We start from the raw sequence: 14082 nt of genomic DNA, 5'->3' as shown, positions 1-14082 counted from the left end.
GAAGGGCCCGCATTCCGAACAGAATGCGGGCCCTTCTTCGTCCGTTCCTACATGGTGGCCACGACGAACGGCTTGCCGTCCCCGTTCTCGACCGCCACCGACTTCACCTCGTCGAGGGGAACGCTGACCATGCCCCGCACGGTCACCCCCTCGAGCCGCCCCTTCTCGCTGGAGGTCCACACGTGGGCCTCCGTCCTCGTCCCGTCGGCGCCGATGACGACGAGCCTGCACCTCTGGGCGGCGGGCAGGCCCTCGATCCTCGCGGTGACCTCGTAGCGGTCCTGCGAGGACGGAGTGACCTCCGCGACCAGCCTGATCCCGCCCGAGGTCCCCTCGCCGCTGCGCGACGCGGAGATGGACGTGTCCGGTGCCCGGTTCTGCATGAAGACCGCGCCACCGCCGAACGCCACCACCGCGGCGACGGCCGCGGCGGCGAGGTAGCCCGGCCAGCGCCGGGCTTTGGCGTGCTGCGGCTCCGCGAGCTCCTCCACCTGCCGCGGACTGGCTCTGGGCTGCGGGTCGGCCACCCGCGGCTGCGGGATGACCGACTCCTGCCTGATCTGCCGCAGCGCCCGCTGCAGCACCAGGTCCGACGGCGTGGGCAGGTCGTCTTCGAGCTCGTGCAGGAACACCTCGCGGGGCACCTCGTCGAGCGCCCTGCGGATCCGGTGGAAGTCGGCGACCTGCGCACGGCAGGAGGGGCAGCCCCTCAGGTGCTGCTCCACGCCATGGCTCTCCTGCGCGTCCAGAACGCCGAGCGCGTAGCAGCCAAGTGTGACCGCATCGTGCGCGCCAGCTGTCATGCGACCTCCTCGTCGTCCCGAATCGACCCCCGCGGCGAAACGGTGTCACAAGGAAAACGGGCGGACGGGAGTGCTCGGTTCAGCCCGTGAACGAGTTGAATCCGATTGCGCATAACAATGGCATTACGCAACCGCTCGACTCCGGTTCACCGGTGCGCTGAACAGCGCATTTCACTCGAACGGCCGACTCAAGTCCACCTCACCGGGCACACAGGACTACTGGCACGTCTCTCGACGAACCACCGGTCGTTCTCCGGACTCCAGGAACACCGCGAGACCGTCGAGAAGACGTGCGAGACCGAACTCGAACTCGTCCAGCGGCCGTTCGAAACCGCCCGTGTTCCAGATGTGGGTCATCATCGGCAGCCGGTCCGGCGTGAAGTGCTCCCAGAGCGCCTCCCTGCCGGTCCACCAGTCCTCCTCGGACACCCCGGTCTCGCGTTCGGTCCGCACGCGGTCGGCCATCGCGCGGCCGACCCCGTCGACGTGGTGAGCGACCGCCGTCACCACGGCCACGATCTCCTCCGGCCGCAGCCCCAGCTGCGAGACGGCGGCGTAGGCCGCGTCCCGGCGGGTCATGGCGTGCGGTCCCGGCATGACCCGCGAGGTGGTGAGCTGCAGCATCCACGGGTGCGCGCGGTACATCGCCCACATCTGGCGCGCGAAGAACTCCAGGCCCTCCCGCCACGGTCCGGGCGGGGTGCGCTCGGTCTCGCCCCAGGCCGCGTCGACCATCAGGTCGAGCAGCTCCGACTTGCCCGGCACGTGCCGGTACAGCGCCATGGCCGTGCTGCCCAGCGCCTCGGCGACCCGGCGCATGGTGAGCGCGTCGACCCCCTCGGCGTCGGCCACCTCCATCGCCGCCCCGACCACCCGCGACTGGCTCAGCGCCGCCTTCGGTCCCCTGGTCGGCTCCGCCGGCGGCGCCCACAGCAGGCGCACGCTGCGGTCCCGGTCGCTCTGCTTCACCCAGCCCCCTCGTCCACACCGCACTTGCCGGTGAATCCTAAAACCGTGTACAACGTACACCTCGTATACGTTGTACACAGTTCAGTCACGGGGGTGAGGACGTGGGACACGCGGTGCTCGCGGAAGGCCTGCGCAAGGGGTTCGGCGGGAAGGCGGCGCTCGACGGGTTCGACCTGGCGGTGCCGGCGGGAACGGTGTGCGGCCTGCTCGGGCCCAACGGCGCCGGCAAGACGACGGCGGTGCGCATCCTGGCCACGCTGCTGCGGCTGGACGGCGGCCGGGCCGAGGTGGCGGGCCACGACGTCGCGCGGGAGGCGCCGCGGGTGCGGCGGCAGGTGGCGCTGAACGGTCAGCAGTCCACGGTGGACGACGTGCTGACCGGCCGGGAGAACCTGGTCATGTGGGGGCGGCTCTACCACCTGTCCAGGAAGGAGGCCCACGCCCGCGCGGAGGAGCTGCTGGCGCAGTTCGGTCTGACCGATGCCGCCGACACGCGCGTGAAGGCCTACTCGGGCGGCATGCGGCGGCGCCTGGACCTCGCGTCGAGCTTCATCACGCGGCCGTCGGTGCTGTTCCTGGACGAACCGACGACCGGGCTCGACCCGCGCAACCGCGGTGAGGTGTGGCGGGAGGTGAAGCGGGTCGTCGCCGAGGGCACGACGGTCCTGCTGACCACGCAGTACCTGGACGAGGCCGACCAGCTCGCCGACCAGGTCGTGGTGCTCGACACCGGCCGGGTCGCCGCCCAGGGCACGCCCGACCAGCTCAAGTCCACGCTCGGCGGCGACCGGATCGAGGTCGTGGTCCGCACCGCGGAGGAGCTGCCGGTCGTGGCCGGTGTGCTCGGACCGGACGCCGAGGTCGACCACGACGCGTTCCGGGTGAGCGCGGCGGTCGCGGACCGGGTGGCGGCGCTGACGCGGGTGACCTCCGCGCTGGCGGCCCGCGGGGTGGAGGCGGAGGACATCGCACTGCGGCGGCCGACGCTCGACGAGGTCTTCCTGGCGATCACCGGCCACCGGGCGGAGGCGCGGGCGTGAACGCGGTCGGGTACGCGGCGGTCGACTCGTGGGTCGTCGCCAAGAGGGAGCTCGTCCACTGGGTGCGCGAACCGGTCAGGGTGTTCGCGAACCTCGCCTACCCGGTCATCTCGGTGCTGATCTTCGGGCTGGTGTTCGGCAGCGCCATGAACGTCTTCGGCGGCGGCGACTACATCGAGTTCCTGCTGCCGGGCATGTTCGGCCAGACCGTCGCGTTCGGCGTCGGCAGCACGCTGTTGATGGTGTCGATGGACGCCGACCGGGGCGTGACGGACCGGTTCCGCGCCTCGCCGATGTCGCAGACCGGGGTGGTGGCCGGGCGCAGCATCGCCGACCTGGTCAACTCCTCGCTGGAGCTGCTCGTGCTCGCGCTGTGCGGGCTGGCGATCGGCTGGTCGTTCCACGACGGGCTGGTCAACGCGCTGCTGGCGTTCGCACTGCTGCTGTGGCTGCGGTTCGCGCTGGTCTGGGTCGGCATCTACGTCGGCCTGCTGGTGAAGCCGGCGGCGGCGCAGGCGTCGTGGATGTTCCTGTTCCCGTTGACGATGTTCGCGAACACGTTCGTCTCGCCGGAGCTGATGCCGGGCTGGCTGCGCGTGGTCGCGGAGTGGAACCCGCTGTCGTCCACGGTGGCCGCGGCGCGGGAGCTGTTCGGCAACCCCGGTGTCGGCGGTGACTCCTGGGCGGCGCAGCACTCGGTGCTGCTGGCCGTGCTGTGGCCCGCCGTGTTCGTGGCGGTCTTCTGGCCGCTGTCGGTGCTGAAGTACCGCGACCTCAACCGTTAGCGCCGCGCGGTAGCCGGCGCAGCCCGCGATCCGGTGCACGCGCAGCGACACCGGGTCGGGCGTGGTTGCCGCGGCACGGCTTTGCGCGCGTCCGGCAGGTCGCACGGACGCGCGCCGCTCGGATCGCTCAGCCGGTCCAGAGGTCGCACCGGTGGTCGGCCGGTGCGACCTGCCCGGTCGCGAAGACCCGGACGTCCTGGCGGGCCCAGCCGGGACGTCCGGTGCGCGCGAACCGCGTCCACACACCGGCCATCTCGTCCGCCAGCGCCCGTTGCCGCGCGGTGAGCTCGACGCCGCCGCCGCCGTAGCCGAACAGAAACGGCAGCTCCGAGCCGTGGTGGGCGCCGTACAGGAACTCCGGCATCCCCTGGAAGGTCATCGGCGGGTCCGGTTCGGCGAACTCGTGCGTCTGCGCGCGCAGCCCGGCCGTCGGGCACGCCGAGGTCATGTCCGACAGCGCCGCGGACATCGGCACCCGTCCACTCCGGACGATCGCCCGGTGGAACAGCCCGCGCGTCCGGGGCGAGGTCAGCTGGGCGCACGTGGAGAGCCCGCCCGCCGACGCCCCGAACAGCGTGACGTTGTGCGGGTCACCGCCGAAGCCCCGGATGTTGCGCTGGACCCACTCCAGCGCGGCCTGCTGGTCGCGCAGCCCGAACGCGCCGGACCCGGCGAGCCCGGGGAAGCCGAAGTACCCGAAGGCACCCAGGCGGTAGTTGACGGTGACGACGACGGAACCCCGGCTCACCAGTCGTTCGACGCCGTAGTCGGCTCCGGCGCCGGTGGTGAAGCTGCCGCCGTGGACCCAGACCAGCACCGGCCGGTGCGCGGCCCGCGGCGGCCTGGTGACGTTGAGGTACAGGCAGTCCTCTGCCTGGTCGCACCGCGGCCCTGGCCGGTCCGGCTTCAGGACGCCCTGCCAGGGCGGGCGGGCTGCGGGTCGCGCCAGCGGTTCTCCCCGACGGGGCGAGGAGAACGGCCGCGAGCAATGTGGTTGTGGTTGTGGTTGAACGCATGTCACGCTCAACCCAGCCACAGCCGCAACCGCTTCAGCCGACCGCGGTCCTGTTCCGCGCCAGCAACTTCGCCGCGATCGCCGCCGGCAGGTACATCAGCACGCCGTACACCGCGGGCGGGATCGCCATCGTCTCGTCGTTCAGCACGGTGAGGGCGAGGGTGATCGCGATCGTGGCGTTGTGGATGCCGATCTCCATGGCGCTCGCGATGGCCTGCCCGCGGTCGACGTTGAACGCCTTGGGCGCGTAGTAGCCGATCAGCAGGCTGAAGACGCTCAGCAGCAACGCCACCGGGCCGAGCGTGGTGATGTTGTCGAGCAGCTGCCGGTGGGCCTGCGCGATCGCCGCGATGATGACGAGCACCAGCACCACCACCGACGCGACGCGCACCGGGTCGTTCATCCGCAGCGCCCACGCCTCGAACCTGCGCCGCACCAGCATGCCGATCGCCACCGGCACCAGCACGATCGCGAAGACCTGCACGAACTTCGCCGGCTGCAGCCCGACCTCGGCGCTGTCCGCCATGAAGTGCGCCATGCTCAGCCCGACCACCAGCGGCAGCGTGAACACCGCCAGCACGGAGTTGATCGCCGTCAGCGTGATGTTGAGCGCGACGTCGCCGCCCGCGAGGTGGCTGAACAGGTTCGCCGACGTGCCGCCCGGCGACGCGACGAGCAGCATCATGCCGACCGCGAGCACGCCCTGGAGCCCGAACGCGAGCACCAGGCCGAGGCAGATCGCGGGCAGCACCACCACCTGGCAGACGAGAGCGATGACGGCCGCCCTGGGATATCTCGCGACCCTGGCGAAGTCCCCGGTGGTGAGCGTGAGGCCGAGGCCGAACATGACCAGGGCCAACGCCAGCGGCAGGAAGATCTGGACGACGAGCACGGCGGCCTCCGCGGATTGTCCGGCTTGTGCAGTTTGATCTGTTCGGACGATCCTGGCGTTACGTCCGCCCCGACCGGCTCCTCGTCCACATCAGCTCCCCGCGGACGTCGAACGGCCGGCCTCGGCAGCGTGCTCGGCCCGCCCGTCCCTCTCCGCCCGGTCACCTCCGCAGCGAGACCACCACCGCGACCACCAGCACCAGCACCCCGACCGCCACGGCCGACCCGAGCACCCACGCCGCGTACACCGCGTACGCCACGAACTCCGACCCGATCCCGGCCACCGACGTCACGGTGGCCCGCGCGTCGGTGTCGATGCGGTGCTGCAACTCGGTCTCCACGTGCACGAGCACGAACCGGTAGAGCCCGTAGAACAGTCCCAGCAGGACGATCGCCGCCGGTACCGCCAGCACGGCCGCGAGCACCAGCACGCCACCCGCGGCGAACAGCACCCAGCCGCGCCACGGCAGCCTGCCCGCGAGCGACGCACCGGCCGCACCCATCAGCGGCACCCCGATCGTGGCCAGCGGCACCCACACCGTGGGCACGTGCCAGTCGTGGGCCAGGAGCGTGAAGTACTCCTCGAAGGCGTCGATCGCGTACACCAGCGCGACCGCGATGACGGCCCGCCTGACCGGCACCGCCTCGCGCAGCCCGGTGCGCAGGGTCGCGAGGTACCCGTCCTCGCCGGGCGCCGGCTCCCTGTCCGGTTCGGGGAACCGCAGCGCGATCACGGCCGACAGCAGGCACATCGCCACGCTCACCCACCCGGCCAGCGAGTAGCCGCCGAGCGAGAACAGCACCGTGGCCACCACGGCGACCGGCACCTGGGCGATCAGCTCGACGGTGTCGACACGGGCGTTGAGCCGCCCGTACGACTCCTCGTCCCCGTTCGCCGCCAGACCGTCGTACAGCAGCGCCTCGAACGCACCGGAGGTGAGCGTGCCGCCGAGCCCCCACAGCACGAACCCGGCCGCGAAGCCCCAGAACGACGGGACCACCACCCACGCCGCGTGCGCGAGTGCCTGCAGCACCCCGGCGGCGACCAGCGAGCCGCGCCGGGAGAACCGGTCGGCGATCGCGCCCGAGGGCACCTCGAAGACCACCGCGGTGGTCGACCAGATGGCGAGCAGCACCGAGATGTGGGCGTCCGACAGCCCGCTGTCGGCGAAGAGCAACGCGTACAGCGCGTAGATCGGGAGGAGGTGCGAACACCACGCCCACGCCGTCGCGGTCCTGGTCAGATCAGTTGAAGATCAATGTCGTCGACGCATGGCACAAGCGTAAGCCGTCAGCGCCACCGAATAAACGGCGCTGACGGCTCGTGCTCGACCGGGAACCGGCCGTGTCGCCTAGAAACCGGCGGTGATCTTCGTGAACGCCAGGTCGGCCTGCGCGATGCCGGAGCACTGGTCCGCCACCTGGCCGTCGCAGCCGCCGCGGTCGCGGTTGACCGCCCAGAACGCCAGGCGCCCGAGGCCGTTCGCCTTCGACCAGTCGCGGATCGCGGTCCAGTCCTCGACGCTGGTCACCTCGCGCTGGTCGGACAGGCCGTTCATGCCGGAGATGCCGACGTGCTTGAACGCCTCGGCGTCGCTCCAGCCGAAGGTCGACTTGAGCTTGTTCTTCAGCGCGGTGGCCGCGCCGATCGTGTCGGTGCGGACGTTCGAGCTGCCGAAGTCGAACGGCATGATCGTGAACACGTCGACGTTCGCGTTGAGCGCCTTGGCCTGGTCGATCAGCCGGGCGCCGTAGAAGTTCGGCCCGGTGGTCGTGGTGCCGAACGTGACGATCGTCTGGATGCCGGGGTTCTTCTGCTTGACGATCTTCAACGCGGTCAGGATGCGGTCCTGCACGGTGGTGTTCTCGAACTCGTCGGAGTTCTCGATGTCGATGTCGATGGCCTTGAGGCCGTAGGTGTCGATCACCTTCTGGTAGGCGCCGGCCAGCGCTTCCGGCGTCGAGCAGTTCGGGCCGAGCTTGTTGCCGCTCCAGCCGCCGAACGACGGCACGACGTCACCACCGGCCGCGCGGACCGCGTTGATCGTCTGCTGGTCGACACCGCCGGTCAGCGGGCGCTGACCGTCCCACGACGGGGTGCAGCCTCCGCCGGAGAGCACGAACGCGAGCGTGAACCACTTGACGCCGGTCTGGCTCATGACCTGCGTGGCGCTCTGCGGGTTGCCCCAGCCCAGGTACAGGTAGGGCGCGCCGCGGCCGGTGCCGGGCAGCGGCGGGTTCGACGTGGTCGTGGTCGTAGTCGTAGTGGTGGTCGTCTTGGTGGTGGTCGTCGTCGTGCCACCGGTGCCGTCGCACGACGCGCCGTTGATCTTGCAGCCGGTGGGGCTGCCGCCGGAGCCGCGGACGGTGAAGCCGAAGCTGGTCGAGCCGCCGACGCCGACGTTGCCGTTCCAGCTGTTCTTCACCGTGACGGTCTGGCCGTTCGCGGTGTAGGTGCCGTCCCACAGCGACGCGATCGACTGCCCGCTCGGCAGCGTGAACTCCAGGGTCCACGAGGTGAGCGCGGTCGAGCCGCCGTTGCCGATCGTGTACTTGGCCTCGTAGCCGCCGCCCCAGTCGGACGTCTTGGTGAACGCGGCCGTCACGCCTGTCGCACCGCTCGCGGGAGCGGCGAGCACGCCTCCGACCACGGCGGCAACCGCCACCCCGATGGTCAGGAACTGCCAGCGAAACCTCTTCATGGTGCTCCTTCACGTGCAGGGATACGTGATGGCGAGCACGTTAACTGGTCTGGACCATTGGTTCAAGGGTGCGCACGTCTAGTCTCGGTCGCGATGAGGGCAGCAGAGATCGCGCGACACATGGCCGCTTGGGCCGCCAGTCCGGACATCCAGGTCGTGCAAACCCGATACCGCCTGCAACTGGCCGAAAACTGGCAAATCCCCGTCGGTGGCAGGACTTTGGAGATCGGCTGCGGCCAAGGCGACATGACCGCCGTGCTCGCCGACCTCTCCGGTCCGAACGGGACGGTCGTGGGCGTCGACGTCGCGTCGCGGGACTACGGCGCGCCGGTCACCGTCGGCCAGTCCGCCCGGCACCTGCTCGACGGACCGCTCGGTGCGCGGATCGACATGCGGTTCGAGACCGACGTCCTGACCGACGACGTCGGAACCGGGTACGACCTCGTCGTGCTGGCGCACTGCTCCTGGTACTTCGCGTCCGCGGGCCTGCTCGAACGGACCCTGGCGAAGGCGCGTGAGCTGAGCGCCCGGCTCGCGTTCGCCGAGTGGGACCCGCGGCCCACCGCGGTGGACCAGCTGCCGCACCTGCTGGCCGTGCTCGCCCAGGACCGGATCACCGGGGACACCGACGTCAACGTGCGCGCACCGCTGACCCGCGCGACGGTGCTCGATGCACTGGGCCGCACGGGGTGGGAGGTCGAGCGGGTGTCCGACGTGGACACCGGCGAGCTGCAGGACGCCGACTGGGAGGTCGCGATCGCCCTGCACGAGGCACCGGACGGGCTGGCCAAGGAGCTGCTGCGGCAGTCGGCGGCCAAGCACGGCAACGTGCCGTTGCCCGCCTACGCGCTCACAGCACGCTAATTGCCACAACACGTTCTCGCGGCAGGAAAGATCGGCTCACGACGGTGGCGACAGCTCCGGCCACCGCGGCCGGACGACGTCCCCCGACGACTGCCCGCGCAGCCGCCGCACCACCCACGGCACGACGTGCTCGCGCGCCCACCGCAGGTCCTCCGCACGCCGCACCCGCCGGTCCACCAGCGGCGCGATGTCCAGCACGGTCCGCTCCAGCGAGTGCCGCACGCCGAGGCCGTCCAGCACCGAGATCGCGACCTCGCGGTGCCCCAGCGCGTTGAGGTGCAGGCGGTCCACCGACCACATCCGGCGGTCCCGCAGCTGCCGCATCGACCACATGTCGACCAGGACGCACGAGTGCTCGGCCGCGATGGCGCGCACGTGCTCGTTGTAGATGGCCACCCGGCCGCGCATCCGGCGGAACACCGGGTCGTCCGCGCCGTCGACGCCGGTGAACAGGACCACGCGCGCGCCCGCGACGGTCAGCCGCGCCACGGCGGCCCGGTACCGGCGCATCAGGCCGTCGATGTCCACCTTGGGGCGCATCAGGTCGTTGCCGCCCGCGTACAGGGACACGAGGTCCGGCTTCATCGCGAGGGCCCGCTCCAGCTGCTCCCCCAGCACCTGGGGCAGCAGGCGGCCGCGCACGGCCAGGTTGGCGTAGCCGAACTCCGGGTCCGCCGCACCCAGCACCTCGGCCACGCGGTCGGCCCAGCCGCGGACACCGTTCGGTCGACCGGCGTCGTCGTCGCCCACTCCCTCGGTGAACGAGTCCCCCAACGCCACGAAACGCTTGCTCATGGCGTTCACGGTAGGTCGGAGCCGCGCGGCCGGGTTGCGCGGGTCCGGATAACGGTTCGATAACGCCGGGGTCTCGAACTGAGGCGCGCTCCTGCCCCCGGCCGTACTCCCGTTCGTGCGACTCCCCATGGACCTGGCAATGCCGGCGCGACTGCTCGTCGCGCTGGCCGGCTGTGCGCTGGCCGTGCTGCTCAGCACCGGGAGCGCGATCGGCCAACCCGCGAACCCGTCGACGCCGATCTCCACCCCGCCGCCCGGCAGCGCCGGCACGGGTGACGAGGTCGTGCAGACGCAGTGGGGGCCGCTCGGTCCCGCTGACCGGGACTTCATGAACCGCGTCAAGCAGGCCGGTCTGTGGGAGAAACCCGCCGGTGACAAGGGCACGGCCAAACGGCCGGACCAGCCCAAGATCCTGGAGGCGAGCAAGCACCTCGTCGAGGGCCACACGCTGCTGGACAACGTGGTGAACAGGGCGGGCGTGCTGCTCGGCCACACGCTGCCCACCGAGGCCTCCGACGAGCAGAAGGGCTGGCTCGCCGAGATGGACGCGGCGACCGGTGACGAGTTCGACGCCGTCTTCGCCAACCGGCTCCGCGCGGCGCACGGCAAGGTCTACGCCTATGCGGCGCAGATCCGCGCGGGCACGAAGAACGAGCTCATCCGCATCCTCTCCACGCAGGCGATGATCACCGTCTTCGACCACATGAAGGTGCTGGAGGACACCGGTCGCGTCGACTTCGCCGGACTGGAGTCGCCGAAACCGCTCGCTCCCCCGACCGCGGCGTCCGGGACCCCGGACCCGGCGGGCACGACGGACGCCGCCGACGCGGACGCCTCGGTCAACCCGACCGACGGGGTGATCCCGACCGTGCCGGAGGGCACCAGGTTCACCCGCACCGCGGAACAGGGCGTCTTCGGCGACAACAACGGCGTCTTCTTCGGCGCCATCGCCGTTCTGGCACTGGCCCTGGTCGGAATGCGGATGATCTCCCGGTCGAAGAAGAAGTCACGACGCAGTTCCCGTTCTCACTGACCGCACACCGAGCTCGACCCGAACACGCGGCTCATCGCCGCCTTCTTCAGCATGCCGTTTTTCCGGACTACCACGAGGTGGCACATGGCTATTCACCGGAGGAAATCCACGATCTGGCTCACCGCTGCCGCCGCGGCGATGGCCGTGGTCGCTGGCGGCGCCGCGGTGGTGGCCATCAGTTCTTCTGATGGCGCCGCGCTCGCCGACGGTGCGGACAAGAGCTTGTTCGTCGACATCACCAAGGTGAAGCCGAACGTCAAGAAATCCAGGCAGCAGCAGAACGCCACCACCGGCACGTTCACCGTCAACTGCGGCCGCAACGAGAACGGGCACTTCAACCCGGACAACTTCATCGCGCAGCCCGGCGTCCGCAACGGCGCCCAGCACCTGCACGACTACGTCGGCAACCTGTCCACGAACGCGGACTCGAACAACAAGTCGCTCCAGGCCGCCGGCACGACCTGCAAGAACGGTGACAGGTCCGCCTACTTCTGGCCCGTCGTGCGCATCATCGACGAGGACGAGGCCGCGGAGGGCGGCGAGCAGGTTCCGCCGAAGAAGGACGACAAGGCCCAGCAGGACGAGGACAAGGCCGCCAAGGCCGAGGCCCGCCTCGAATGCCCCGACGTCGCGTCGCTGCTGCCCGAGGACGTGCCGGACGCGGCCCAGGCGGAGATCGACCGCGAGCTCGAGAACATCGAGAAGGTGACCGAGGAGGCCGAGAAGAAGGTGGCCGCCACCAAGGCCGCCGACCGCGACAACGTCATCGTCGGCCCGACGCGCGAGAAGCGCGCCGCCATCCTCGACCGGATGATGCTGGCGTTCAGCCGCCAGGGCCGGCAGGCCCCCGACCTGAACCCGGCCGCCGCCTGCGCCGTCAAGGACCAGGCCCAGGGCGAGCAGGGCCTCGACAACGGCGGCCAGAACAGCGACAACGCCCAGGCCGAGGGCACCGAGGGCAAGAAGGACCAGGACAACGCCGAGGAGAACGCCGAGAACGAGCTCGAGGGCAACGAGGGCGAGATCCAGCGCCCGGCCGTCGTCGACCTGACCTTCCGCGGCTCGCCCGTCGGCAAGGTCACCGCGATGCCGAAGTTCCTCCGCGTGCTCTACGGCGACGCCAAGGCGGGCCAGAACGGCCCGAAGAACGCCAGGGCCTCCTGGACCTGCACCGGGTTCGAGGACAAGGTCCTGATGGACAAGTACCCGATCTGCCCGCAGGGCGCGAAGGTCAAGCGGGTCCACGACTTCCCGAGCTGCTGGGACGGCAAGAACATCGACTCCGCGAACCACCGCGACCACATCGTGTTCCCCGACCAGAACGGCCGCTGCAAGCAGGGCTTCAAGGCCGTGCCGCAGCTGCGCATCTCGCTGACCTACGACATCCCGCTCGACGTCCAGAAGGAAGGCCGCTACCTGGTCGACTCCTTCCCGGAGGAGGAGCACAACCCGCTCACCGACCACGACGACTTCGCGAACGTGATGTCGCAGAAGATCATGAACCGTCTGGTCAACTGCGTGAACAAGGGCAAGAAGTGCCGCGAGTGACCCGCTGAGCACCTGGCCCGCCCCCTCGTTGCTGCCCAGGCGTCTGCAAGTACCACCAACACATGATCGAATCGCCGCTGACTACCACCAACATGGTCACCACCCGTCGAACCAGGTTCCAGGTCTACGGACGGCCGACGGCGCAGTTGGTAGTAGAAAAGTGCTTGTTGATGTTGAGTTGGTGGTACTTGCAGGCGCCGGCAGAGCCAGGGTCCGCTCTGTCCACTCAGGATTTACCCGTCACCACCGCAGTGCCTTGAGGCTGTGCACGAGAACGGGTGAGAACGTCCCGTCGGCCGTGGTCATCGCGTGCCCCGCACCGGGCAGGACCACCCGGCCGCCCACGACGGACACGAGCTGGTCCGTGGTGTGGCACGGCACCTGCGGGTCGAGCTCGCCGCAGGTGACGAGCACGGGCGTGCGCGGCGGCAGCGTGCGGGCGACGTCGGGCGGGTTGACCGCGTCGTCGCTCACCACGAACTTCCGGTTCGGGCCGGCCAGCGAGCCGAACAGCGCGGCGAGCGCCGGTGGCATGGCCGTCGTGTCGACCGCCCGGCCGGTGCGCAGGTCGGTCACGGCCGTGTCGACCGCGCGGTCGATCACCGCCGCGTCCTGTTCGGACAGCTGCCCGGCCGCGACCAGCTGGGCGATCTGGCCGTGCAGCTGCATCGCGAGCACGTCCAGGAACCGCAACGCCTGCGGTTGCAACATGACCAGCGCGGCGGCCCGGCGGTACCGAGGCGCCTGCGCGGCGACCACGAGCGCCGTCATGCCGCCCTCGCTGTGGCCGGCGAGCGCCACCCGGCGCTGGTCGACCTCAGGACGGCGGTGCAGCAGGTCGCGTGCGGCCGCGGCCTGCCGGACGAACGCCGGGTAGTCGATGTCCTGCGGATGTCCCGCGTACGCGCCCAGTCCCGTGCGGCCGGTGCCGTACTTGTCGAACCGCAGCGTCGCGACCCGGTCGGCGGCCAGCACTCCGGCGAGGTCGCGCAGCGTGTTCGCCATGAGCGCGGGTGGCTGGTTGCCGTCGCGGTCGGTCGGGCCGCTGCCGGGCAGCAGCACCGCGGCGCGCAGGCGCTCACCGCGGCGGCGCGCCGGCACGTGCAGCGTTCCCCAGGTGGTCGTGCCGTCGACGACGAACGACACCTCCTCGTCGTGCGCGGGCACCCAGGAGCCGTGCCGCGCGGTGTGGGCGACGGCGGAGGCGGTGCCCGCGACGAAGGGCGGTGCCACGCCCGCCGCGGCGGAGACCACGGCCACCAGCGCCACCGCGACCTTGCCGATCACCGGCGGATCGCCTTCTCGACCAGGGCCACGGCCTCGCGCGGGTCGTCGACCTCGACCACGAGCCGGGTGAACTGCTCGTCGGCCAGCTCCACGACCACGGCGTTCTTGCCGTCGCGGACCGCCCAGAACACCTTCTCGCCATCCCGGTGGAACGTGCCCGCCGTGATCACCCCCGGCAGGTGCGTCCCCGGCGCCCGCAGCCCCTTCGGCTCACCCGCGATCCCGGGGTCCGCCGTCGCGCCCCGCACGTTCGCCAGCGGGATGGTCAGCCTGCTCTTCAGCGCCCACAGCTTGTCCAGGCCCTCCATCTCCACGACCAGGTCCTCGCCCTGCACACTGATGACCGCCAC

General features: G+C 70.7%; 14 protein-coding genes. 5 read left to right on the top strand and 9 right to left on the bottom strand.

Annotated features, from left to right (window positions below; translation table 11 throughout):
• Positions 1-47 precede the first annotated feature (47 nt).
• Positions 48-803 carry an anti-sigma factor family protein gene (locus ACZ7CH_RS23320; RefSeq protein WP_470374827.1) on the bottom strand — a complete coding sequence of 252 codons (756 nt, stop codon included), beginning with the start codon at positions 801-803 and terminating at the stop codon, positions 48-50.
• A gap of 216 nt (positions 804-1019) precedes the next feature.
• Positions 1020-1772: a TetR/AcrR family transcriptional regulator gene (locus ACZ7CH_RS23315; RefSeq protein WP_360396455.1), complete on the bottom strand. Its 753-nt coding sequence runs from the start codon at positions 1770-1772 to the stop codon at positions 1020-1022.
• A 101-nt stretch (positions 1773-1873) separates the two neighbouring features.
• Between ACZ7CH_RS23315 and ACZ7CH_RS23310 the strand changes: the two genes are divergently transcribed.
• Together ACZ7CH_RS23310 and ACZ7CH_RS23305 are read left to right on the top strand one after the other, a co-directional pair.
• A complete protein-coding gene (locus ACZ7CH_RS23310) occupies positions 1874-2812 on the top strand; it encodes an ATP-binding cassette domain-containing protein (protein ID WP_470371188.1) in 939 nt (312 codons plus the stop codon).
• Positions 2809-3597: an ABC transporter permease gene (locus ACZ7CH_RS23305; RefSeq protein ID WP_470371189.1), complete on the top strand. Its 789-nt coding sequence runs from the start codon at positions 2809-2811 to the stop codon at positions 3595-3597. Before ACZ7CH_RS23310 ends, ACZ7CH_RS23305 begins: the two co-directional genes overlap by 4 nt.
• Before the next feature lie 127 nt (positions 3598-3724).
• On the opposite strand, the gene ACZ7CH_RS23300 is transcribed toward ACZ7CH_RS23305, so the two are convergent.
• The 4 genes from ACZ7CH_RS23300 to ACZ7CH_RS23285 all read right to left on the bottom strand — a co-directional run bounded on the left by ACZ7CH_RS23300 (position 3725) and on the right by ACZ7CH_RS23285 (position 8205).
• Positions 3725-4618 (bottom strand): carboxylesterase family protein, encoded by an 894-nt coding sequence (locus ACZ7CH_RS23300; RefSeq protein ID WP_470374826.1) that lies wholly within the window; start codon positions 4616-4618, stop codon positions 3725-3727.
• Positions 4619-4646: 28 nt separating this feature from the next.
• Positions 4647-5504, bottom strand: coding sequence for a bile acid:sodium symporter family protein (locus tag ACZ7CH_RS23295; protein WP_470374825.1), 858 nt, complete (start codon positions 5502-5504; stop codon positions 4647-4649).
• A gap of 160 nt (positions 5505-5664) precedes the next feature.
• On the bottom strand, positions 5665-6681 hold the full coding sequence (locus ACZ7CH_RS23290; RefSeq protein ID WP_470374824.1) for an MFS transporter: 1017 nt from the start codon (positions 6679-6681) through the stop codon (positions 5665-5667).
• Positions 6682-6855: 174 nt separating this feature from the next.
• Positions 6856-8205, bottom strand: a complete 1350-nt coding sequence (locus tag ACZ7CH_RS23285) for a cellulose binding domain-containing protein (protein WP_470374823.1) — start codon at positions 8203-8205, stop codon at positions 6856-6858.
• A 93-nt stretch (positions 8206-8298) separates the two neighbouring features.
• Here ACZ7CH_RS23285 and ACZ7CH_RS23280 point away from each other — a divergent pair, with 93 nt between their 5' ends.
• Positions 8299-9069: a class I SAM-dependent methyltransferase gene (locus tag ACZ7CH_RS23280; RefSeq protein WP_470374822.1), complete on the top strand. Its 771-nt coding sequence runs from the start codon at positions 8299-8301 to the stop codon at positions 9067-9069.
• Between the two features lie 36 nt (positions 9070-9105).
• On the opposite strand, the gene ACZ7CH_RS23275 is transcribed toward ACZ7CH_RS23280, so the two are convergent.
• Positions 9106-9864 (bottom strand): SGNH/GDSL hydrolase family protein, encoded by a 759-nt coding sequence (locus tag ACZ7CH_RS23275; RefSeq protein WP_360396442.1) that lies wholly within the window; start codon positions 9862-9864, stop codon positions 9106-9108.
• A gap of 139 nt (positions 9865-10003) precedes the next feature.
• Here ACZ7CH_RS23275 and ACZ7CH_RS23270 point away from each other — a divergent pair, with 139 nt between their 5' ends.
• Together ACZ7CH_RS23270 and ACZ7CH_RS23265 are read left to right on the top strand one after the other, a co-directional pair.
• The gene (locus tag ACZ7CH_RS23270; RefSeq protein ID WP_470374821.1) at positions 10004-10897 is read left to right on the top strand and encodes a DUF4142 domain-containing protein; all 894 of its coding nucleotides are present in this window, start codon (positions 10004-10006) and stop codon (positions 10895-10897) included.
• An 84-nt stretch (positions 10898-10981) separates the two neighbouring features.
• Positions 10982-12445, top strand: a complete 1464-nt coding sequence (locus ACZ7CH_RS23265; protein WP_470374820.1) for a DUF1996 domain-containing protein — start codon at positions 10982-10984, stop codon at positions 12443-12445.
• Between the two features lie 240 nt (positions 12446-12685).
• Here ACZ7CH_RS23265 and ACZ7CH_RS23260 read toward each other — a convergent pair whose 3' ends face one another.
• Positions 12686-13732 (bottom strand): alpha/beta hydrolase family protein, encoded by a 1047-nt coding sequence (locus ACZ7CH_RS23260; RefSeq protein WP_470374819.1) that lies wholly within the window; start codon positions 13730-13732, stop codon positions 12686-12688.
• Positions 13729-14082, bottom strand: a complete 354-nt coding sequence (locus ACZ7CH_RS23255) for a hypothetical protein (RefSeq protein WP_360396436.1) — start codon at positions 14080-14082, stop codon at positions 13729-13731. Before ACZ7CH_RS23255 ends, ACZ7CH_RS23260 begins: the two co-directional genes overlap by 4 nt.

The sequence above is a fragment of the Lentzea sp. NPDC037011 genome (genome assembly GCF_055607425.1).
Note: the sequence above shows the minus strand (reverse complement) of the source record. Positions and strands in the feature narration are given on the sequence as shown.

Bases quoted from the DNA above. Each gene is read 5' to 3' on its own strand.
- ACZ7CH_RS23320 (WP_470374827.1), bottom strand. From the start codon at position 803: ATGACAGCTGGCGCGCACGATGCGGTCACACTTGGCTGCTACGCGCTC.
- ACZ7CH_RS23285 (WP_470374823.1), bottom strand. From the start codon at position 8,205: ATGAAGAGGTTTCGCTGGCAGTTCCTGACCATCGGGGTGGCGGTTGCC.
- ACZ7CH_RS23280 (WP_470374822.1), top strand. From the start codon at position 8,299: ATGAGGGCAGCAGAGATCGCGCGACACATGGCCGCTTGGGCCGCCAGT.
- ACZ7CH_RS23275 (WP_360396442.1), bottom strand. From the start codon at position 9,864: ATGAGCAAGCGTTTCGTGGCGTTGGGGGACTCGTTCACCGAGGGAGTG.
- ACZ7CH_RS23270 (WP_470374821.1), top strand. From the start codon at position 10,004: ATGCCGGCGCGACTGCTCGTCGCGCTGGCCGGCTGTGCGCTGGCCGTG.
- ACZ7CH_RS23265 (WP_470374820.1), top strand. From the start codon at position 10,982: ATGGCTATTCACCGGAGGAAATCCACGATCTGGCTCACCGCTGCCGCC.